Origin of the sequence: Amycolatopsis alba DSM 44262, from assembly GCF_000384215.1 — a bacterium.
In the GTDB taxonomy this organism is placed as follows: domain Bacteria; phylum Actinomycetota; class Actinomycetes; order Mycobacteriales; family Pseudonocardiaceae; genus Amycolatopsis; species Amycolatopsis alba.
On the sequence record NZ_KB913032.1, the window covers coordinates 8,064,969 to 8,086,138 of the forward strand.

Here is a 21,170-nt window from a genome sequence, read left to right on the forward strand (position 1 = left end):
ACTCCGGTCATGCGAACCCCAGTCGCCATCGTCGGCGCCGGCCCGGCCGGACTGCTCCTGTCGCATCTGCTCGATCTGGCCGGGATCGACTCGGTGATCGTGGAAACCCGCTCGCGCGAGTACGTCGAGGCGCGGATCCGGGCGGGCATTCTCGAACAGTCCACAGTGGACCTCCTGCGCGAGACGGGTCTCGGCGACCGGCTCGACCGCGAGGGCGACGAGCATCGCGGCATCTATCTGCAGTGGCCGGAGGAAAGGCACCATCTCGACTTCGTGGACCTGGTCGGGCGAAGCGTCACCGTCTACGGTCAGACCGAGGTGACCAAGGACCTCGGCAAGGCGCGCGCGGCGGCCGGGCAAGAGATCCGCTACGAAGTCACCGACACCGCCGTGCACGACATCGAGACCGACCGGCCCTACGTCACCTTCACCGACGCGGACGGCACGTCGCAGCGGCTCGACGCCGACGTCGTCGTCGGCTGCGACGGCTCCTTCGGGCCTTGCCGCACCGCGATTCCGGACGCCACGAAACAGACCTGGGAACGTACCTATCCGTACTCCTGGCTCGGTGTCCTCGCCGACGTCGCCCCGTCGACCGACGAGCTCATCTACGCCTGGCATCCCGACGGTTTCGCCATGCATTCGATGCGTTCGGCCACCGTCAGCAGGCTGTACCTGCAGGTGCCCAACGGCACCGACATCGGCACGTGGTCCGACGAACGGATCTGGGCGGCGCTCGCGGCCCGGCTCGGCCACGGCCAGGACGGCTGGACGCTCACGCCCGGACCGATCACCGACAAGAGCGTGCTGCCCATGCGCAGCTTTGTACAGCAGCCCATGCGGCACGGACGCCTGTTCCTCGCCGGGGACGCCGCCCATATCGTGCCGCCCACCGGCGCCAAAGGCCTCAACCTCGCCGTCGCCGACGTCGCGCTGCTCGCCCCCGCCCTGGCCGCTTTGCTGCGGGACAAGGACTCCGCGCTCGCCGACGCCTACTCCGACACCGCGCTGCGCCGGGTTTGGCGCTGTACGCATTTTTCGTGGTGGATGACGACGATGCTGCACCAATCGGGCGATCCATTCGACCGCCAACTGCAGCTTTCGCAGTTACGCTGGCTGGCGCGGAGCGAGGCGGGCCGCGCGGGACTGGCGGAGAACTACGCGGGCCTGCCCATCGGGTTCTGATCCGAGATGGTCACTGTCGCCGTTTTTCGGCGACAGTGAAAGTCTCCCGGTGCCCGGAGGTTTATCGGCAGAAGTCGCCGCGGCACTTTCCCGCCACCGGGGTTTATCACCCTGCCCGGCACTCGGCTAAGCGGGACCGGACCGGAACACCAATCGATATCTTGATCGTCCGGTAGCATGGGCTCGACACCGCGACGAGGGGTTGATCGCATGGCCTACTCCACACAGCCCGGCCACCGCATGCTACTGGTCCTCGACGTGGAAGGATTCGGCGCCGCCGAACGTCAGCGCAATCCCATTCAAGAAGCGGTTCGCGACGGATTATATCAGGTTTTGCGCTGGGCGCTCAATGCGGCGAACATTTCCTGGGACGACTGTTACCACGAAGATCGCGGCGACGGCGTGCTCGTTTTGATAGCACCCCAGGTACCCAAGGCGCCGTTCATCGAATCGTTGCCGCAGATGCTGATCAAGGCCCTGTTGCAATACAACGAAAGCGCCCCGCGGCCCGAGGAACGCATCAGGTTGCGCATGGCGCTGCACGCGGGCGAAATCAAACACGACACCCAAGGCGTCACCGGCCCGTCGATCATTCGCGCGTTCCGGCTGATCGAAGCGCCCGCGCTGAAAACGTCGCTGGCCCAGTCGCCAGGCGTACTGGCCTTCATCGTTTCCGACTGGTTCTTCGAAGAAGTCGTCCAGAACAGCTCCATTGACGATCCCAGCCGCTATCAGCCGACAACGGTGAAGGTGAAGGAGACGACAACCCGCGCCTGGATCTGTCTTCCCGACCATCCCTACCAGCGAGAAACCGAACAATTGACGGAGATTTCGGCGCCGAGGCAGTTGCCAGCCAGATCGGGACTGTTCACCGGGCGCATCCGCGAACTCGCCGAACTGACCGCGTCGTCGATTGTCGACGCCGAGTTCAAAGGCACCACGCCCATCATGGTGGTCAGCGGCATGGGCGGAATCGGGAAAACCTGGCTGGCGCTGGAATGGGCACACGAAAACATCGACCGTTTCCCGGACGGGCAGCTCTACGTGAACCTGCGCGGTTACGACCCGTCCGGTGCGCCGGTGGCGGCCGAGGTCGCGATCCGCAGTTTCCTGGAGGCGTTGTGCCCCTCGCAACGGGACATCCCGGTCGGCACCGACGCGCAGGCCGCGCTGTACCGGCGCAAGGTCGCCGACCGGCGCATGCTGATCCTGCTGGACAACGCCCGCGGCGGCGCGCAGGTGGTCCCGCTGCTCCCCCAGAGTTCCAGCTGCACCGTGCTGATCACGACCCGGCACCAGCCCACCGAACTGATCGTCGCCCACGGCGCCCGTCCGCTGAGCCTGGGCACCCTGAACGACACCGAAGCCCGTGAACTGCTGGCGAAACGCCTGGGGCCGCACCGCGTCGACGCCGAGCCCGACGCGGTGAACGATCTGGTGAGCTACTGCGCCGGGTTGCCGCTGGCGCTGAGCATCGTCGCCGCCCACGCGGCCGCCCACCACGACTTCCCGCTCGCGGCGCTGGCCGCGGACCTGGGTGACGCCTCGGCCCGGCTGGACGCGCTGGACGGCGGCGGGCTCTCCGCGAACCTGCGCACCGTCCTGTCCTTGTCCTACCAAGCTCTCGACGCGCAGACGGCCGAGGTGTTCCGGGTGCTGGGCCTGGCCCCTGGTCCGGACATCGGCGAGGCCGCCGCGGCGGTGCTGACGAACCTGAAGCCCGACCAGGCGCGCACCCTGTTGCGGCGCTTGGAGGAAGCACATCTTCTGCAACGCTACTTGCCGACCAGGTATCGCATGCACGACCTGGTCCGCCTCTACGCGGCCGAATGGGCGAGACAGGACGATCAGGCACTCGGCAAGCTGCACGGGCTGATTTCGTACTACATCCACGCCGGTTACGCGGGCGAACGGATGCTGTACCCCGACCGGAAGAAGGTCGAGATCGGCGACGCGCCGATGGAGTTCGAACTGCCTTCCTTCACCGACGACAGTTCCATCCTGGCCTGGTTCGACCAGGAACATCCGTGCCTCATCGCCGCGCAGACGACCGCCGAACGACTCGGCTGGGAGACGCAGGTCTGGCAGCTGGCGTGGACCCTGCACGGCTACCTGTGGCGACGCGGCCACCTGCACGAACAGCGGACCACCTGGGAAGCCGGGCTGGCCGCCGCGCGCGACCTGGACGACGCCACGATCGAAGGCCTGGCGCATCGGCTGCTGGGTCAGGCCTACGCCCGGTCGCAGCGGCTCACCGAAGCGCTGGAGCATCTGTACCGGGGCCGCGAACTGGCCAAGCAGACCGGCGACACGCACGGCGAGGCCCGGTCCTACTACGACCTGATCATGGTCTGGCGGCAGCAGAACAACGACCGGCTCGCGCTCAACCACGCGAAGGAAGCGTTCCGGTTGTTCGAGCCGCTGGACAACCTGGTCTGGAAAGCCGAAGCGCTCGACAGGATGGGCTGGCACCAGGCACGGCTGGGCCAGTACGACGACGCCCGCTCGTCGTGCGAGCAGGCACTGGCCTTGTTCCGGGACGCCCGCAACCGCCAAGGCCAGGCGGTCACCCTGGACACCCTGGGCTACATCGCCCACCATTGCGGCGAATACGACCAGGCACTGGACCAGTTCCACGAATCACTGGAACTGTGCCGGGACCTGGGTGCGACCTACTACGAGGCCGACACCCTCGAACATCTCGGCCAGTCACTGGCCGCGCTCCAGCGCCGGGCCGAGGCCCGGCTGGTCTGGCAGCAGGCCCTGCGTCTCAACCGGACCCAGGAACGCGCGGCCGACGCCGACCGCGTCGCACAGCAGCTCGCCGAACTCGACGACGAGTCCGTCAACTAGAACCCCGGCCAGCCCCGCCGCAGGAAGACGAACGCGGCGTCCAGCGCGGCGGCCGGATCCGGTTCGACACCGGCCAGGTCCGGGACCTCGAGGACGTAGCGGGCCAGCAGCCGCACGGAGAAATCGTCCCGCCCGCTCTGTTCGGCGACGACCTTCGTGAGCGCGTCCTCGCACCCCGTCCACAGTGTCCTGGCGTAGGCGCGCAGTGCCGGGGTGGCGACCACCAGATCCGCCACGCGGCGGGCCAGCGGATCGGGATCCGGGTCGAACGGACCGCGGGTCGCGAGGAAGTCCTGCAACGCCCGCAGGATCGAGACACCCTCGGCGCGGGTGCGTACCGCGGCGGCGAGTGCCGCCTCGCGTTCGCGCCCGTGGCCGAGGACCAGCGCCTCCTTGCCTCCGGGGAAGTGCGCGAACAGCGTGGACACCGCCGTGTCCGCGGCGTCCGCGATCTCCGCGACGGTGACGTTGTCGAAGCCCCGCGCCAGGAAGAGGTCTCGCGCCGCCCCCGACAGGGCCTGACGGGTGGCCGCCTTCTTGCGTTCGCGTCTGCCCGGCTCGGTCTGTCCCATGCGACCACCTTACATCGAAGTCACTCCGAATTCGACATGAGTGTATATTCGAAGTGACTTCGACTTTGAGAGGACCATCATGACGCACTGGGATGTCCACCACCTGCCGCGCGCCGACGGCAAGGCCTTCCTGGTCACCGGCGGCAACGCGGGAATCGGCTACTTCGCCGCCGAGCAGCTCGCCGGGACCGGCGCCACCGTGGTCCTCGGCAGCCGGGACGCTGCCAAGGCCGACGCCGCGATGGCGTCGATCCGAAGCCAGGTCCCTGGCGCGAAACTCGGGCACCTGCGGCTCGACCTCTCCGATCTCTCGTCCATCAAGTCCTCTGTGGACAGTCTGGGGATCGAGAGGCTCGACGCCGTCGTCTGCAACGCGGGCGTGCTCCTGGAGAACCAGCCGAGGCGCGAGACTCCGGATGGCCACGAGCTGACGTTCGCCACCAACCATCTCGGGCATTTCGTCCTGGTGCACCACCTGATGCCGTTGCTCGAAGCGGCGGAGGCAGGCCGCGTGGTCGCCACGGGCAGCTTCGTGGGCAAGTCCGCCGAACTCGATCTGGACGACCTCCAGAACAAGCGGGACCACCAGCCCAAGCGCACTTACGCGCGCTCGAAGCTGGCTCAGATGCTGTTCGCCTTCGAACTCGACAGGCGGCTGCGCGCCGCCGGGAGCACGGTGCTGAGCGTCGTCGACCATCCCGGTGGCGCGCTCGACTCCCTGACCCCGCCGCGGCCGGTGCACCCGGCGGCCGAGGGCCGGAAGTTCCCGGCCGGGCTTTTGTTGCAGGGCAAGGAAGCCGGGGCCTGGCCCGCCGTCCGCGCCGTGCTCGACCCGGCCGTGCGCGGCGGTGAGATGTACGGTCCGCGGGTATTCGGCCTGCGCGGTGAACCCCGGCGAGAACCCGTTCGCGGCAAGCTGGCCGACGCCGGGCTCGCCGCCCGGCTGTGGGCGGCGAGCGTCGGCCTCACCGGCGTCGCGGTCACACGGTGACGTCGCCGGATTCCGTTTTCGCCCCACGGCCGGACCGCAGGCCCAGCAGCAGGTCGATCACCAGGAACGCCAGCAGGCTGATGCCGAACAGCGGCACGAACCAGCCGATCGCGGCGGCGAGGACGAGAAGGCCCGCCACCAGGGCGGGCGGCGCCTTCCGCCATTGACCGCGCGGGATCGGCCGCCCGAACGTCAGCCCGGTGGCCTTGGTCGGCCTGCGCCGCCACCACATCCGGTAGCCGAGCACGACCAGCGTGACCAGCCCGGCGCCGAGCAGGAGCAGCAGGATCTGGTTGGGCCAGCCGAAGAGCACGCCCATATGCGCGTCGATCCCCCAGCGGGCGAGCTTCGCCATCAGCGGGTAGTCGGCGAACCGCACCTCACCCAGGATCTGCCCGGTGGTCCCGTCGACCGCGACGGCGTCGACCTGCGTCGGCCAGCCCCGCTCGACTTCCGCCACCTGCCAAGGAGCGCCGGGTTTCGCGGGCAGCCCGATCTCCACCGAGGCCGCGTCGATCCCGGCGGCGCGGGCCGAGGCCAGCATCGCGTCCACGCTCTCGGGGCTCGCGGGAGCGGGGGCGGGCGCCTCCCCGTGACCCGCGTGCCCGGCGTGTTCGTCGGCGCCCGTCACCTTCAGCGCCGGGGTGGCCCACCCGAGGGACTCTCGCAGCGCGGAGACGTTCTCGCCCGCGTACGCCGACCACGTCAGCCCTGTCGCGGACAGGAACAAGGCGCCGAGCAGGACCCACAGCCCGACGGACCCGTGACGGCGCACCGACTTCCCGCGGTCGGACTCGGCCTTCTCGGTCCGGCGGGCCCGGCGGCGGCTCACCCACAGCACGAGACCGCCCAGCGCGACCACCCACAGCCAGGACGCGGCGAGTTCGCTGTAGAGGCGGCCCGGTTCGCCGAGCAGCAGGCTGCGGTGCAGCTGGTCGAGGGTGGTCCGGAGCGGCAAGGCGCCGCTAGAGCCGTACGCGACGAGGTCGCCGCGCACCTGCGCGGTGGCCGGGTCGACGAAGACCGCGCGCCGTTCGGACTCGCCGAGTCCCTTTTCGGCGAACAGGACGCGGGTCGTGTCGCCCGGCTCGGGGGCGGGGCGGACGGCGACCAGCTCGCCACCGGGGTTACTGACTTGCGCCGCCTTGACCTGATCGGCGAGCGAGACCTGGTTCAGCCCGACGGGTGCCCGCAGCTGGTCGGCGTAGAGCCAGGACTCCATCTGCGGCGTCGCCGCGTACAGGACACCGGTGAGCGCGGCGATGAGGACGAACGGGCCGACGAGAACGCCGGCGTAGAAGTGAAGACGGAGGAACAGCCCGCGCCAGCCGGTCGCGCGCGGCGGGCTCGTGGTCGATTCGATTCGCGTTGCCATGGGGGAACTCCTGAGGCGTGGGTGGGGAGGCGTGCGCCTGCGCCGCGCGCCGGAGTGGTCACGGCGCGCGTGCTGAGCCCTGCCAGGACACGGGTCCCGGCAGGGTTTCGGGGATCAGGCGGACGTCACCGGCGGACCGCGCCGCGAAAGCACGTCTCGCAGGAGCGCCTCGGTCGCGGGGTACTTCACCGCGAGCGGGACATGGATGCGCAGGGGCGCCGTCGCGGGCCGGGGAGACAAGCGGCGCGGGAGGACCGAAGCGATCAACGTCGTGAGGGCGAACAGGACGCGCTCGGCACCGGCGAGCACCGTGACCACCACGAGGGTCGCGACACCGTGCCCGGCCATCATGAGCGGGCCGCTGCCCGGCGGTCCCGCCTGATGGGAATGCGACTCCCAGGTCAGGAAGCCGAGGGAGGCGTGCATCGCCGCTTGCCCGCCGGCGACCAGGCAGAGAATGGCGAGCGGACCGCGCCGTCGTCCCGCGAACGCGTAGGCCACCCAGCTCAGGAGGGCGACGAGCAGGACGACCACGCCGAGGTCGGGAACACGTCCGCTGGTGCTGACGTGCGCACCGGTCGCCAAGGTACCGGTCAGGACCCCCACGACCCCGCCGCGGAGGCGCCTGGCCGGGCCTCGGCTCGTGGTCGGCGTGCGCACGGGAGGCAGAGTAGAGCGCGACCGGGCCTTCTGTCTCTCCTTGATATCGTCCCCCGGTGTTCCGCAGCCTGTCGTTCCTCCGGCTCTGGACCGGGAACACCGCCTCCGGGCTGGCGACCTGGGCCCTCCCGTTCGTCCTCGGCCTTGCCGTGCTCGAACGCTCGCTTTCGGCCGTTGACCTCGGCATCGTGCTGGCCGCCCGCACCGTGGGATTCCTGGTGGCCGTCCCGGTGGCGGGGGTGCTCGCCGACCGGCACTCCCGCCGGCAGGTCGTGCTGTGGGCGGGCATGATCGCGGGTCTCGCCACGCCCTTGATCGCGGCGGGCATGGGCCGGTCCGTCCTGCTGACGGCCGCCGCTGCCGCCGTCGTCGGGATCGGGCAGGGCGCGTGCCGCCCGGCGTTCCAGGCGCTGACCGCCGAGGTGATCGCCGAAGACCGGCGCCAGCAGGCCAATGCCGCGATGACACTGGCCGTCCGGGTCACGACGCTCGTCGCGCCCGGTCTCACCGCCCTGCTCTCGCAGGTCGCCTCGACGACGGCCCTGGTGCTCGGCACCGGGGTGCTGTGGCTGGGCACCGCGCTGATCCCGCCGCGGGGCACTTTCGCCCCGGCTCCGGCCGCCGCCAGGACCCGCTTCTTCGGCGAGTTCGCCGACGGTCTCCGCGAAGCCCGCCGTCACCCGTGGTTCCTCGCCGGGCTCGGCGCGCTGACCGCCGTGATCGCGACCGGCTACTCCGCCACCGGTGTCGTGTTGCCGCTGGTCAGCCGCGACCGCTATGACACCGAAGCCGTCTTGGCAGGCGGGCTCACCGCGTACACGCTCGGCGCGCTCGCGGGCGCCGTCGTCATCGCCCGCTGGCGGCCGAAGCGGCAGGGCTGGGCGGCGCTGACCGGACTCGGCTGTTACGGCTTCGCGCCACTGAGCCTGCTGTTCCCCGTGCACCCGGCCGTCGTCATCGCCGCCTACGCCGTCGCGGGGCTGGGCATCGAACTGTTCAACGTCCCGTGGTTCACCGCGACCCAGCGGGAGGTCGAACCGGGGAAGCTCGCGCGGGTGTCCTCTTTGGACTTCCTGTTCTCCTACGGCCTGGCGCCCGCCGGGCTGGCGTTCATCGCGCCCGCGATCGACGGCTTCGGGGCGACGCCGGTCTTGGCGGTGTGCGCCGTCGTCTGTTTCGCCGCGCCGGCCGCCGCGGCACTCGTTCCCTCTTCGCGTGACTTTCGGGCCGCCGCGACCGCCCGCGCTTAGCCGGCTGCTTGCGAAGTCAGCGGCCGGTCGTGACCCGGCTGATCCGGCCGCGCATCCGTGCGCGGCCCGCCGGGTCACGCCACCGGAGGTGCCTGTCGAGCACCTCGCGGAGCACACCTCCGAGCACAAGGCCTTCGGTGGCGGTCTCGACACAGGGATGGTCGCGGAGCCAGTCGAACAGCTCCGAAGACCGTCCTCCCGGCAGCACGGATCGGAGGAGGTCTTCGGTGGTGTGGTCCGCTTCCGCGCACACGTACAAGGCCCACCGGTGTGCCTCCGACGGCGGATTTCCGGCCAGATGCGTGTAAACGGTGTCGACGACGTAGCGTTCCGCGTCCGCCCGCGGTGACCTGCTGATCTCGGCGGCCAGGGAGAGCGCGAACGGATTGCCCGCCGCGAAGTCCACAATGGACTTCCGCAGGAGCGGGTCGACATCACGCGCTTCGAGCAGTGCCGCGGACTCGTTTTCGCTCAAGGCTTCGAGTTTCCGGAGCCTGATCCTCCCCGACCATGCCGGATCGACCAGCATCGTGGCGTCCGGGCCGGTGCGGCCGGCGACCACGACGGTGGCGCCTTCGGGCAGGCGGCGGAAGACGTCGGCGGGCTCGTCGAGGTCCTCGAACGCGTCGACCAGCCGCACCGGCTTGCCCATGGCGGCCGCGTCGTCGGCGAGCTTCCGCAGCAGGCCGACTTCCCGACACCGGGGGCACCGGTGAAGAACAGCACCTCGGCGCCCTTGGCCGGATCTCTCGCGAGCAGCCGCCGGAATTCGGCGCGTTCGCGCTCGCGGCCGACGAACAGCGAGTCCGGCGCACGGCGGACCGGTGCCCGTTCGTCGTCCGCGCGAAGCACCTTCTCGTGCAGCGCCCGCAGTTTCGCCCCTGGCCGGACTCCGAGTTCTTCGTCGAACAGGTCGTGGACCGCCCGGTAGAGTTCGAGCGCCTCGGCCCGGCGCCCGCCGCGATGGAGGGCGAGCAGATAGATCTCGTACAGCGGCTCTTCGAGGCGGTTCCGCTCGATCAGCACGGGCATCTCGGCCATCACCTCGTCGTGCTCCCCGAGTTCCAGACGCAGCCGGAGTAACTCCTGGGTGGCGGTCAGCTTCAGCCGCTCCAGCCGTGAGCGCTCGTGTTCGGCCGCTTCGCCGGGGACACCGGCCAGCGCCGTCCCGGTCCAGAGACCGAGTGCCCGCTCCAGCAGCTGCGCCGCCTCCTGGACGGTGTGTGCCTGACGCGCGCTCTCGATCAGCCCGGCGAACTCGGCCGCGTCCACCTCGCAGGAATCCAGGTCCAGCCGATAGCCGCCGGACCGCGAGATGATCGCCGACCCCAGTCCCTGCAAGGAGAGAAGCCGCCGGAGACGGGAGATGTAGGTGCGGATGACGGCTTCACCGGTCGCGGGTGCCCGTTCGCCCCAGAGCCCGTCGATCAGCTCGCCGGTCCGGACGAAATTGCCCGCGTTGGCCAGCAACAGCGTCAGAACGGCCTGCTGCTGCGGCGAGCCCAGGTCCAGCCGGGTGCCGCCGCTGGTGAAACCGGGCGGGCCGAGCACGGTGAAGCGGTACCGGACTTCCTGCGGCAGGTGGGACATGAGCGAAAAGGTAGGCGGGTACCGGCGGCCTCCGCGCCTGTCGGACGACGTCGTCGGCGTACGTCGCCCACCCAGGGGCTGGGCGTCCTGCTTCGTCGGCGCCGTCCGTCCCGGCGATCGTGTCGCGAAAGCCACTTTCGGGACATCAGACGTCGCGAAAGTGGCTTTCGCGACACGCGGCCTGTGTCCGGGCTGCGCGGTCTCTCGGTGGTCGAGTGGTTAGGACAGTTAGAACCGTCCTAACCACTCACGAGACCCAATGCCCCCTTGAGCTCGGACCTGGAACTCACCCCGAGCTTCGGGAAGATCCGGTGCAGATGCGTGCCGACCGTCCGGTGGGACAGGTACAGCCGCTGCCCGATCTCCCGGTTCGTCAGTCCTTCCGCGGCCAGTTCCACGATGCTCAGCTCGTGCGGGGTCAGTTTCTCGCTCGCGTCCGGGCCGCGGTTCGGACTGGACTCCCCCGCGCTGCGCAGTTCACGGCGCGCTCGTTCGGCCCAGGCGGTCATGCCGAGCGCGTCGAACGTCTCCCGCGCGGTGCGCAGACGACCCCGCGAGTCCACCGCTCGCCGCTGCCGTCGCAGCCACTCGCCGTAGGCCAGCTGCAGCCGCCCGCGTTCGGCGGGCCAGCCGTCCAGGTCCGCGCCCAAGGCGGCCTCGAACAGTTCGTCACTCGGGTCGAGCACCGCTCGGGCGTAGCGCAAGCCGATGTGCAACGCGGGCGCCGGAGTCGACAGCGCCAGCCGCTCCATCTCCGCGACGATCTCGCGCAGTGCCTCGACCTGGCCCGCCCGGATCGCGACCTCGGTGATCTCCGCGACGAAGTAGACGCGCAGCGCCAGCTGGAAGGCGGGATCGGCGGGGTCGAACAGACGCCGCAGATCGGCGAAAGCGTCGTCGAAACGGCCCTCGCTCGACGCCGCGATACCCCTGGCGAGCTGCACTGTCGCCAGTACCGGCCGGGCGCCGGCCGCGAGCCCGATCCGTTCCGCTTCGTCGGCCAGCGCCTTGGCCTGTTTGTGCTCGCCCCGCAGCGCGGCGATCTCGGCCTGGACCGCGGTGGCGAAGCCGTACATGAACGGCTGGCCGGTCTCCTTGGCGAATTTGGCCGCCTCCGCCGCGACCGGCACGGCCGCGGCCAGGTCGCCGAGCCGGACCCGGCTCCACGCCTGGACCGCCAAGGCCCGCGGCAGCAACCCGAGTCGTCCTTGCGCCCGCAGTCCCGGCGCCGCGGCCGCGGAGAACCGGGCGGCCAGGTCGACCGCGCCGACCTGCAGCGACGCACTGCCCAGAAAGCGGTCGACCTCGGGATCGGCTCCGGTGGTGGCGGCGAGTCCGCGCAGCTCGCCGAGCACGGACTCCGCCCGTTCGAACGGCGCCACGTACGCGGCGACGGCGACCAGCCGCGGATCCGAGTTCTCGACCGGGAGTCCGTCCGCGACGGCCAGCAGCGTTCGCCGCGCGTCCGCGCCGGGTTCGGCCCAGAAGCAGCGCATGGCGGCACCCCACAGGACACGCATCGCCGGATCCGGCTGCCCGTCTTCCGCGACCGACCGGGCCAGCCGCGCCAGCTCCGCGATCCGGGAGAGGTCTTCGCGGACGCCGTCTTCGAACCCGCTGAGCAACCAGCTCGCCGTCGATCGCTGCCGCGGGGTGAGGTCTCCCGCGCGGGCGTCCCGGACGAGTCGTTCCGCCGTCTCCCGGCCACCGGATTCGACGGCCAGCTCGGCCGCGCGCAGCAACCGGTCCGCCCGCCGGTCCGGATCGGAGCTCAGCGCGGCGGCCCGCTCCAGCGCGGCGACGGCGGCTGCCGCTCCGCCGCGGTGCCGGGCACGGTCGGCGGCGTTCTCCAGTTCGGCGGCCACGTCTTCGTCGGCACCGGTCGCCGCCGCGGCCTGATGCCAGGCTCGACGGTCCGGCTGGTCACGGAAGGTCTCGGCGAGGCTCAGATGCGCGCGCCGCCGTTCCTCGAGCCGCACCGACGCGGGGATGGCCGAACGCATCAGCGGGTGCCGGAAGGCGACCGTCCGGGGTTCGAGGTCGATCAACCGCGCCTCGACGGCGGGCGTCAGAGCCGACAGTTCGACCTCGTCGCCCAGCAGCGCGCTCGCCGTCGCGAGAGTTTCGGTGAGCGAACCGGTCTCGTTCAGCGCGGCCACGAGCAGGGTCGTGCGCGCCGGTTCCGGCAGGGCGGTGAACCGGTCGCCGAACGCGCGCTCGAGCCGTTCGGTGAGCGGCAGCACGGGATCGGGCGCCTCGGTCGCGGCCGACGGCAGTTCGGTCAGGGCCAGTGGATTCCCGGCCGCCTCGGCGAGCAGCCGGGACCGGACCGAGGACGTGAGCCAGGGGGCGACGGAGTCGAGCAGCTCGGCCGCCACCTCGCCGGGCAGGGGTTCGAGGTCCATTGAGGACAGTCCCGCGTCGCGCAGCGGCGACGGTTCCCCGTCCCGGAGGGTCGCGATCAGGACGATCGGCTCCGTGTCGATCCGCCTGGCCACGAACGCGAGGACGTCGGCGCTCTCGCGGTCCATCCAGTGGACGTCCTCGGCGACGATCAGCAGCGGTTTGACCGCCGCCTCCTCCGAAAGCAGGGTCAGCGCGGCGAGGCCGACCAGGTACGCGCCGGGTTCGGCCCCATCGGCGAGCCCCAGCGCCGCCCAGAGCGCGGACCGCTGCGGCGCGGGCAGGGTGTCCGCACCGGCTCGCAGCGGATGGAGCAGCTGATGCAGGGCCGCGTAGGCGAAGTTCCGTTCCGCCTCGACACCGGTCGCGCGCAGCACCCGCAGGCCCCCGACGGTCGCCGAGGCCACGGCCTCCGCCACGACGGCGGACTTGCCGATACCGGGTTCGCCCTGGACGAGGACCCCGGCGCAGCCCGAGGCAGGGCCGTCGACGAGCTCGTTCAGGTCCTTCAGCTCGGATTCCCGTCCGAAAAGCGGCATGGTGCGGTGTCCCTCCCCTCGGCCGGATGGCCTAGTCCGACGATACCCACACTGTCCGGTCAGGACTCCCCGGCGGCGTCCACAGGATGTAGACAGCGTGTCAACACGACCGGCCTAGCTTCGGTCCCATGCACCAGGGGTCGAGCACGGCAAGACGGCGTCGAGCCACCGCCGCCCGGCCCACCGAGGTCCACCACACCCGTGCCCGTCGTACCGGCCGCCCCCTCCGGTGCGACGGGCACTTCCTCACTCTGTGAGAACTTCCGTCGTTACCTTTGCCCTACCCGTCAAAAGTACGGTATTCACAACGGGGGACAGCGCGGCGGAGCAATTCGGACACTGGATACGACGCCGTTCCCGGTGACCGAAACTCTTTGCACCGCAACGGAATCACCACGCCAGACCGTCATATCACCCCGCGTTCGAGCCGGGCGATATGACCCAAATGGTATGTACCAGACGAGTGATACGCCTCGTACGGTCGGGAACGCATCTCCTCTCCCCCGCCCGTTCCCGAGGAAAGCGTCGACATGAACAGAAAGATCCTCGCCGCGACAGCCGCGGCCATCACCGGGGCAGGCTTGATCACCGCCATCGCACTCACCCCCAGTGCGAGTGCCGGTCAGCAAGCCACCTCGGGAGACCAGACACAGGCCGAAGTCCTGGCCGCCCTGTCCCGCGACCTCAAGATCAGCCCCGAGCAGGCCAAGCTCCGGCTCGCGAGCGAGCAGCGCGCCGCGATCGCCGACGACACGCTGAAGCGGCAGCTCGGCACGTCCTATGGCGGATCGTGGCTGGACACCACCGGGACCACGCTCACCGTGGCGGTCACCGACGCCGCGCAGGCCGACCTGGTGCGCGCCGCTGGCGCGACCCCGAAGACCGTCGCCCGCAGCGCCGCCGACCTCGACGCGGCGAAGCTGCGGCTGGACGCCAAGTCCACCAAGGCGCCGAAGACCGTGCCCGGCTGGTACACCGACGTCCTCACCAACTCCGTCGTCGTCCTGGCCAACGCCGGTGGCGAGGCCGCCGCGAAGTCCTGGGCGGCCGAATCCGGTGTGCAGGCGGATCTGGTCCGGATCGAGGCCAGCACCGAGAAGCCGCGCGCGCTGATCGACATCATCGGCGGCAACGCCTACACCTTCGGCTCGGGCCGCTGCTCCATCGGCTTCGCCGTCGAGGGCGGTTTCGTGACCGCCGGCCACTGCGGCACCACCGGGACCCGTACCTCGAACCCGAGCGGGAGCGTCGCCGGTTCGAGCTTCCCCGGCAACGACTACGCCTGGGTCCGCGCCGACGCGGGCAACACCCCGCGCGCGCTGGTCAACCGCTACCCCGGCACCGTGCCGGTGGCCGGTTCGACCGAAGCCGCCCTCAACGCCTCGGTCTGCCGTTCCGGTTCCACCACGGGCTGGCACTGCGGCACCATCCTGCAGAAGAACGCCTCGGTCACCTACCCCGAAGGCACCATCACCGGCCTGACCCGGACCAACGCCTGCGCCGAACCCGGCGACTCCGGCGGTTCGTGGATCAGCGGCGACCAGGCGCAGGGCGTCACCTCCGGTGGTTCGGGCAACTGCACCTCCGGTGGCACGACCTACTTCCAGCCGATCTCGGAGATCCTGAGCGTCTACAGCCTGCGGTTGACGGTCAGCGGTGCCCCGCCGACCAGCACCACCACCCCGCCGACCACCACCCCGACCGGTCCGACGACGTCGAACCCGCCGGGCGGCACCTGGGCGCCGTACACCTACTACGGCTCCGGCGCGACCGCCAGCTACGGCGGCAGCAACTACCGCGTGATCCAGCCGCACACCTCCATGCCCGGCTGGGAACCGCCGAACGTGCCCGCGCTTTGGGAACTCGCCTGACCTGGACCGCCCCCGGCGAACTCACCTCGCCGGGGGCGGTTCCTCCCCCTGACGACGACGCGTGGGCGGCGGATCTCGAATCCCTCGTCCCCCGCGCCAGCCGCGGCGACCCCGCGGCCACGAACGAGTTGATGACCATCGTCCAGCCGGTCGTCGCGGACTACTGCCGAAGCCGGATGGGCGGGACGGATCGCGTGGTCGCGGCGGAGGACGTCGCGCAGGAGACCTGCCTCGCGGTCCTCGCCACCCTCCCCACCACCCGTGCCACCGGCGGTTCCTTCCTCACCGCCGTCCTCGGGATCGCCGCCCGGAAGGTCGCCGCTGCCTTCCGGTGGCGGGCACGGGACAGATCCGAACCCACGCCCGACCCGCCCGACCGCGCGGCGCCCGAGCCCGACGAACCCGAGTGGCACGCCCTCGCCGCCGACGGCCACGACCGGCTGACCCGGTTGATGAGCGGCCTGCCCGACATCCAGCGGGAGATCCTCCGGTTGCGGATCACCGTCGGCATGACGGCGCCCGAAACAGGTGCGGTCCTGCGGGTGAGCCCCGGCATGGTCCGGGTCGCCCAGCATCGCGCCTTGCACAAACTCCGCACGATCATCAGCGAGGACGACCTGTGATCAGCCCCCTCATCGGCCCTGGGGACGGCCATACTTGGCCGGTGGAAATCGACGTCCGGCATCTGCGCCTCCTCGACGCGATCGCGTCGGCGGGCAGCATCGCGAAGGCCGCGACCGCGCTCGGGCTCTCCCAGCCCGCGCTGAGCGCGCAGCTCCACCGGGTCGAGCGGGCGCTGGAGCGGACAGTGTTCGAACGGGACCGCCACGGCGTGCGGCCCACCGCGCTGGGCGAGGTGCTGCTGAACCACGCGCGGCGTGTCCTGGCCGCGGCGGACGACCTCGACCAGGCGATCCGCCGGTTCCACCGCGCGCCCGCCGACGGTCTGCTCCGCATCGGCGCGCTCCCCACGGTCTTCGCCGAGACGCTGAGCGGCGTGGTCGCCGCGGCCACCCCAGGACGGCCGGTCGAACTGCTCGCGGTGACCAGCCGGACGGCGTTGTTCTCCGCGCTGCTCGACGGCACGGTGGAGCTGGCGATGTACGTCGATCACCCCGATCAGGAGATCGTCCCGCCGGACGGCGTCCACGTGCTTCCCGTGGGGACGGAACCGGTCTTCGTGATCGTGTCCCCGGAACACCCCGTCGCCGGGCGCGGTGAGGTGTCGCTGGCCGAGCTCGCCGGTTCGACCTGGCTGGCGGTGTCGGGCGGGGACGACGAGTTCCACGAGCACCTGACCGACCAGTGCGCGCGGGCGGGCCTCGGCACGATCACCGTGCAGGAGCTGGAACCGATGGTGCTGCGGCAGACCGTCCGGCGCGATCCGCGCGCGGTGGCGCTGGCCCAGACCCTCGATTCCGGGGCAGGCATGCCCGGTTCGGTGGTGGCCCTGCGGGGAGTGCCGCTCAGGACACGGCATCTCCTGCTGTGGCGGGACGGATCACCGGTCGACGTCCCCGCCGTCCGGAGCGGGCTGGTGCGCGCGATCACCGAGCTGGCCGCTGTCCGGCATCGGCTTCCCGAGTGGGCCGCGGCCAACCCCGGCTGGCTCGGCACCTGATCTCGCTTCCTCGAAGGAGTCCACCGTGGTTGTCCACTGTGGATTGCCGGCGAGCCAGGCGCGATACCGGTCCGGGCTCTCCATGACCGCGTGCTGCGCCCGCACGAGTTCTTCCCACAGCGCGCGGACGGCGTCTCCGGCCAACGGCCCGCGCTCGTGCCAGTACAGCCGGGTGGTCATGCGTAACGGGTTGTCGCGTAACGGGATGACCTCGATCCCGCTGCGGCGGCGGGCGGCGGGCACCATCGGCAGGACGGCCTCGCCGAGTTCGCACAACTGCGCGCAGGCACTCGGCGGCAGGGTACGGATCTCGGGGGTGAACCCGGCCGACCGGCACACGTCGCCGAGATAGCCGGTGAACACCGTGTCGTCGAGATCCGCGGTGTCGGCCACGCTCAGCCAGCGTTCACCGGCGAGCTCCGCCAGCCCGATCTCGGCGCGGCCCGCGAGCCGGTGATGCTCGGCGACGGCCACGAACATCGGTTCCACCGCGACCGTCGCCCGGCCCACCTCCGGCGGCGGATCATGGACGTAGCCGGGGAAATCGACCACGACGAGCATTTCGAGCCGGAGGTCGGCGAGCAGGTCCAGTGCCGCCGGGACACTGAGCGCGCCCCGGACCTCGACCCCGGTGGACAGCACCCTCGGCACGGCCACCGCGAGATTCCCCACCAGCTGGCCGGGGATCCCGCAGATCCGGACGGGATCGGGAAGCGTGCCGTACCGGTTCCGGTCCAAAGCGGACTCGAGCCGCGCCAGCTCGCCCAGCACGGCACGGGCATGGGCCACCACCAGATCGCCGAGCGGGGTGATCCGCGCGCCACGCCGGTCCCGATGGAACAGCGGCCCGCCCGCGACGCGTTCGGCCCGGCGCAGGCAGTCGGTGACGGTGGGCTGGGTCAGGCCGAGCGCGGCCGCGGCGGCGGACAGCGTCCCCGTCTCGGCGATGGCGCGGACCACCCGCAACTGCCGGAACCCCAGTTCCATAGACGAACGCTATACAAAGCCGGGAGTTCTCCGGAAGGCCCGGCGCGGCGAAGGTGAATCAGACATATCCCCTTCAACGTCGAGGAGGACTCCCCATGAGACTGCGTACCCTGCTGCGCGCCGCCCTGATCCCGCTGGTCGCGGGCGCTGCGGCACTGTCGGTGTCATCGCCGGTGGCGGCACAGGAACCGGGACAGGTCGGCCCGGCCATCGTCGGCGGCGGACAGGCGTCCGGCGACTTCCCGTGGATCGCTTCGCTCCAGGCCAATGGCCGCCACGGCTGCGGCGGATCCCTGATCGCTTCGCAGTGGGTGGTGACCGCGGCGCACTGCATCCCCCAGCAACAGGGCCTGCAGCTGCGCATCGGCTCGAAGACCTGGCAATACGGAGGAGTCCTGGCCTCGGCCTCGCGCATGATCAAGCACCCCCGCTACAGCGGACAGGCCGGACCGAACGACATCGCGCTGATCCGGCTTTCCCAGCCCGTGCAGAACACCCCGATCCAGATCGCGAGCACCTCGCCCGCGTCCGGGACCAATGTCACGCTCTACGGCTGGGGCCAGACCTGTCCGCAGCGTGGTTGTGAGCAGCAGCCTCCGGCGAACCTGAAGCAGCTCAACACCCGGATCGATCCGGACAGCCGCTGCCAGACGATTCAGGGTGCCACCGAACTGTGTGTGTACAGCACGACCAACCAGACAGCCTGCTACGGCGACTCCGGCGGACCGCTGGTCGTCCAGGGCACGCTGGCCGGTGCGACCAGCCGTGCGGGCCACCAGAGTTCGACGTGCGGTACCGGCGACACCATCTACACCGACGTCACCGCGCACCGTCAGTGGATCTCCTCGACCATCGGGGGCTGATCTTCCCGGTGCGGTGACCGGTGAACCGCACCGGGAAGGGGAGCCGGGTGGGTGCGTCGCAGGGACGCCCACCCGGTTCCCGTCCGTTCACCGCTGGATGCAGTCGAGACCGAGCCCGAACCCGGTCATCACGTACTGGCAGATGTGCGTCGCGTGCACCTCGTCGGTCTCCAGGCAGCCCACCGGGACTCCCGAAAGGTCGACGGCGCACGAGGCGTAGAACTTGTTCGGGCTGCCGGGCACCGGATCAGCCGAAGCCGGCGATGCGGCGATGGCGCCCGCGAAGACCAAGAGCGTGAAGGTGGCCGCCAGGGCGGCGAAACGAGACTTCATCGTGCTCTCCCTTGCTTCCGCCCCCTGCTCGATGTTCCTGATATTCCCCGGATCACGCTGGTTCACCTGGTGATCACCGGAAAGTGTCACGGCGACGTACAGCGATGACGTCGTCCGACGGGCGCCGCGGTCCCGAGACCAGTCCTAGCGTCGAGTTCATGCCCGCTCTTGGGAAGTTCACCCTCGCCTCCGCCCTGTTCACCGCCGTCCTGGCGGCCGCCGCGTGCAGCGCTCCCCCGCCCGCGCCACCGGCGGCCGCCGCCCCCGCCGCCGTCGCGGCCTCCGATTGGTCGCCCGCTCCCGTGGTGCCGCTGCCCTCGCAGCCGTCACCCTCGCTGGTCGTGGACGCGCCGCTGCCCGAGCAGCTCGCGATGGGCCTGGTCGTGCTGCGCTACCGGGCGGAGAACCTCCGGATCGTGCCGGTGTACGGCCCCGCCGCCCTCGACGTCTCACCCCGGATCGGCCACATCCACGTGACCGTCGACGACGCGGCGTGGCACTGGGCGGACGGCAGCGGCGAGCCGCTCATCATCCAGTCACTCCCGGCGGGTCCGCACAAGGTGTGGGTCGGCCTGGCCGACCCGACGCACAAGATCCTCGACGAGAAGAACGTGAACTTCGTCGTCCCCGTCCAAAGTGGACACCACTGAGATGACGGCCTTCACCTTCGCCCTGACCCCACGCCGGGCCGAAACCGATTTCAACGGCCATGTCACCGCGATCGCCTATCACGACTGGGCGGACCGGGCCCGTGTCGCCTACTTGCGGCGGGCCGGAGTCACCTTCGTGCAGGGCGACTTCGGTCCGGTCCTGCTCGAAGCGCGGATCAACTACCTCAACGAAGTCCGGTTCGGCGACGAGATCACGGTCTCCGTCGAACCCGACTTCGGCGCCGGGAAGACCTGGCGCGTCCACCAGCGCTTCCTCCGCTCCGACGGTGTCCTCGCCGCGCGGATCGAATCGACCTGGGGGCTGCTCGACCACCGGACCCGGCGGCTGACCGAAGACCCGCACCACACGCTGAGCGAGCTGGCGACCGATCCCGGCCGCCTCTGAAGGTCGAGCAGTGACCGCGGGCCGCATCGGACTCCGTGAAGGCCTCCTTCCCTACCCTGAGAGTAGGGAAGGAGGCCTTCACGGACACCGCGATCGCCACGTTCGCCCCAGACACACCAGCAGCCACACCGGCCGCGCGTGAAGGCCCCCTTCCCACGGCTCAGCCGAGGAAACGCGACCTTCACACCTCCGTCCAGGTGGTCGTGAGTGACGATTCGGCTTAGAACACGAAACCCCACTCACAATCACCCGCTCCCACCGCCGCACTATCCCGACTCTGCCGAGACCCAGACCCTCAAGGTAAGCAAGGAGGCCTTCACGGACCCGACCGACACCGGCGCGGAGTATAGGGCGTTATACACTCTCTAGGTCGCCCCGAGGAACTCCCCTGCCACCGCCGCGAACTCCGCCGGCCTGGCGGAATGCACCCGGTGTCCCGCGCCGTCGATGGTCACCAGGCGGCAGTCCGGGATCAGCCCGCGCATCCGCTCCAGCGATTCGTGCGCGACGTGGCTCGACGGCCCACCGCTGATCAGCAGGGTCGGCGCGGTGATCGCGGCGAGCCGCTCCCACCAGGCGGGGTCCGGCGTGCGGAGTTCGGTCATGATCGGGTCGATCAGCCGCCAGTCGAACGGCAGCGGCCCGGACGGCTCGACCGTCGGGACCAGGGGTTCCTTCGCCGAGTCCGGAGGCGGCGGGTTGTCCTCGACGACCAGCCGCCGCACGCGTCCGGGCAGGCGCTGGGCGAGCAGCACGGCGACCCGGCCGCCCATCGAGTGCCCGACCAGGTCCGCCCGGTCCCCGAGAAGGTCGGCCACCTCGTCGGCCATCGCGTCGAGCGAGTACTTCTCCAAGTGGGCGCTGTCGCCGTGTCCCGGCAGGTCGACGGCCAGGACACGGCGGTCCAGCCGGACGGCGAAATCGTCCCAAGTGCCGGATTTGCTGCCCAGGGCGTGCAGCAGGACCACCGGCACCCCGGTCCGGGGGCCGGTCTCTCGAAAGGCGAGCGTCACCCCGTCAG

At 70.7% G+C, this 21,170-nt stretch carries 19 protein-coding genes; 10 read left to right on the forward strand and 9 right to left on the reverse strand.

The features are described 5' to 3' along the window. Positions 1 to 9: 9 nt before the first annotated feature. Positions 10 to 1,185, forward strand: coding sequence for a 4-hydroxybenzoate 3-monooxygenase (locus tag AMYAL_RS0137550; RefSeq protein WP_020636449.1), 1,176 nt, complete (start codon positions 10 to 12; stop codon positions 1,183 to 1,185). A gap of 210 nt (positions 1,186 to 1,395) precedes the next feature. Then, positions 1,396 to 4,038, forward strand: a complete 2,643-nt coding sequence (locus tag AMYAL_RS0137555) for an ATP-binding protein (RefSeq protein WP_026467767.1) — start codon at positions 1,396 to 1,398, stop codon at positions 4,036 to 4,038. Here the strand turns inward: AMYAL_RS0137555 and AMYAL_RS0137560 are convergent. Beyond that, on the reverse strand, positions 4,035 to 4,610 hold the full coding sequence (locus tag AMYAL_RS0137560) for a TetR/AcrR family transcriptional regulator (RefSeq protein ID WP_020636450.1): 576 nt from the start codon (positions 4,608 to 4,610) through the stop codon (positions 4,035 to 4,037). The genes AMYAL_RS0137555 and AMYAL_RS0137560 overlap by 4 nt on opposite strands. 79 nt (positions 4,611 to 4,689) lie before the next feature. On the opposite strand from AMYAL_RS0137560, the gene AMYAL_RS0137565 reads away from it, so the two are divergent. Then, on the forward strand, positions 4,690 to 5,601 hold the full coding sequence (locus AMYAL_RS0137565) for an SDR family NAD(P)-dependent oxidoreductase (protein ID WP_020636451.1): 912 nt from the start codon (positions 4,690 to 4,692) through the stop codon (positions 5,599 to 5,601). On the opposite strand, the gene AMYAL_RS0137570 is transcribed toward AMYAL_RS0137565, so the two are convergent. Both AMYAL_RS0137570 and AMYAL_RS0137575 read right to left on the reverse strand, forming a co-directional pair. Next, positions 5,591 to 6,976 carry a PepSY-associated TM helix domain-containing protein gene (locus tag AMYAL_RS0137570; protein ID WP_020636452.1) on the reverse strand — a complete coding sequence of 462 codons (1,386 nt, stop codon included), beginning with the start codon at positions 6,974 to 6,976 and terminating at the stop codon, positions 5,591 to 5,593. The two genes, AMYAL_RS0137565 and AMYAL_RS0137570, sit on opposite strands and share 11 nt — an antisense overlap. Positions 6,977 to 7,090: 114 nt before the next feature. Next, entirely contained in the window at positions 7,091 to 7,636 is a 546-nt protein-coding gene (locus AMYAL_RS0137575; protein WP_245193264.1) for a hypothetical protein, read from the reverse strand. A 56-nt stretch (positions 7,637 to 7,692) separates the two neighbouring features. On the opposite strand from AMYAL_RS0137575, the gene AMYAL_RS0137580 reads away from it, so the two are divergent. Further along, positions 7,693 to 8,886 (forward strand): MFS transporter, encoded by a 1,194-nt coding sequence (locus AMYAL_RS0137580; RefSeq protein ID WP_020636454.1) that lies wholly within the window; start codon positions 7,693 to 7,695, stop codon positions 8,884 to 8,886. 16 nt (positions 8,887 to 8,902) lie between these two features. On the opposite strand, the gene AMYAL_RS50605 is transcribed toward AMYAL_RS0137580, so the two are convergent. From AMYAL_RS50605 to AMYAL_RS0137590, 3 genes are all read right to left on the reverse strand, one after another. After that, on the reverse strand, positions 8,903 to 9,361 hold the full coding sequence (locus AMYAL_RS50605; RefSeq protein WP_245193266.1) for a hypothetical protein: 459 nt from the start codon (positions 9,359 to 9,361) through the stop codon (positions 8,903 to 8,905). Then, entirely contained in the window at positions 9,358 to 10,476 is a 1,119-nt protein-coding gene (locus AMYAL_RS47175) for an AfsR/SARP family transcriptional regulator (protein ID WP_245193268.1), read from the reverse strand. The genes AMYAL_RS50605 and AMYAL_RS47175 overlap by 4 nt, the downstream gene beginning before the upstream one ends. A gap of 239 nt (positions 10,477 to 10,715) precedes the next feature. Then, positions 10,716 to 13,418, reverse strand: coding sequence for a helix-turn-helix transcriptional regulator (locus tag AMYAL_RS0137590; RefSeq protein ID WP_020636456.1), 2,703 nt, complete (start codon positions 13,416 to 13,418; stop codon positions 10,716 to 10,718). A gap of 530 nt (positions 13,419 to 13,948) precedes the next feature. Here AMYAL_RS0137590 and AMYAL_RS0137595 point away from each other — a divergent pair. Genes AMYAL_RS0137595 through AMYAL_RS47185 form a run of 3 tightly spaced genes read left to right on the forward strand, consistent with a single transcriptional unit; the run spans position 13,949 to position 16,910 of the window. Then, positions 13,949 to 15,289: an alpha-lytic protease prodomain-containing protein gene (locus AMYAL_RS0137595; protein ID WP_020636457.1), complete on the forward strand. Its 1,341-nt coding sequence runs from the start codon at positions 13,949 to 13,951 to the stop codon at positions 15,287 to 15,289. Continuing rightward, positions 15,274 to 15,912 (forward strand): sigma-70 family RNA polymerase sigma factor, encoded by a 639-nt coding sequence (locus tag AMYAL_RS47180; RefSeq protein ID WP_020636458.1) that lies wholly within the window; start codon positions 15,274 to 15,276, stop codon positions 15,910 to 15,912. Before AMYAL_RS0137595 ends, AMYAL_RS47180 begins: the two co-directional genes overlap by 16 nt. Before the next feature lie 41 nt (positions 15,913 to 15,953). Continuing rightward, complete coding sequence (locus AMYAL_RS47185) at positions 15,954 to 16,910, forward strand: LysR family transcriptional regulator (RefSeq protein WP_020636459.1); 957 nt, start codon at positions 15,954 to 15,956, stop codon at positions 16,908 to 16,910. On the opposite strand, the gene AMYAL_RS48090 is transcribed toward AMYAL_RS47185, so the two are convergent. Beyond that, entirely contained in the window at positions 16,791 to 17,897 is a 1,107-nt protein-coding gene (locus tag AMYAL_RS48090) for a LysR family transcriptional regulator (protein WP_020636460.1), read from the reverse strand. The genes AMYAL_RS47185 and AMYAL_RS48090 overlap by 120 nt on opposite strands. A gap of 95 nt (positions 17,898 to 17,992) precedes the next feature. On the opposite strand from AMYAL_RS48090, the gene AMYAL_RS0137615 reads away from it, so the two are divergent. Then, a complete protein-coding gene (locus AMYAL_RS0137615) occupies positions 17,993 to 18,760 on the forward strand; it encodes a S1 family peptidase (protein ID WP_020636461.1) in 768 nt (255 codons plus the stop codon). 87 nt (positions 18,761 to 18,847) lie between these two features. Here the strand turns inward: AMYAL_RS0137615 and AMYAL_RS0137620 are convergent, their stop codons facing one another. Beyond that, entirely contained in the window at positions 18,848 to 19,093 is a 246-nt protein-coding gene (locus AMYAL_RS0137620) for a hypothetical protein (RefSeq protein WP_020636462.1), read from the reverse strand. A 158-nt stretch (positions 19,094 to 19,251) separates the two neighbouring features. Between AMYAL_RS0137620 and AMYAL_RS0137625 the strand changes: the two genes are divergently transcribed. Together AMYAL_RS0137625 and AMYAL_RS0137630 are read left to right on the forward strand one after the other, a co-directional pair. Continuing rightward, complete coding sequence (locus tag AMYAL_RS0137625) at positions 19,252 to 19,743, forward strand: DUF6130 family protein (protein WP_245193269.1); 492 nt, start codon at positions 19,252 to 19,254, stop codon at positions 19,741 to 19,743. Position 19,744: 1 nt separating this feature from the next. After that, a complete protein-coding gene (locus AMYAL_RS0137630) occupies positions 19,745 to 20,149 on the forward strand; it encodes an acyl-CoA thioesterase (RefSeq protein ID WP_026467769.1) in 405 nt (134 codons plus the stop codon). Between the two features lie 365 nt (positions 20,150 to 20,514). Here AMYAL_RS0137630 and AMYAL_RS0137635 read toward each other — a convergent pair whose 3' ends face one another. Next, positions 20,515 to 21,162, reverse strand: a complete 648-nt coding sequence (locus tag AMYAL_RS0137635) for an alpha/beta fold hydrolase (RefSeq protein WP_063712274.1) — start codon at positions 21,160 to 21,162, stop codon at positions 20,515 to 20,517. Between the last annotated feature and the right edge of the window lie 8 nt (positions 21,163 to 21,170).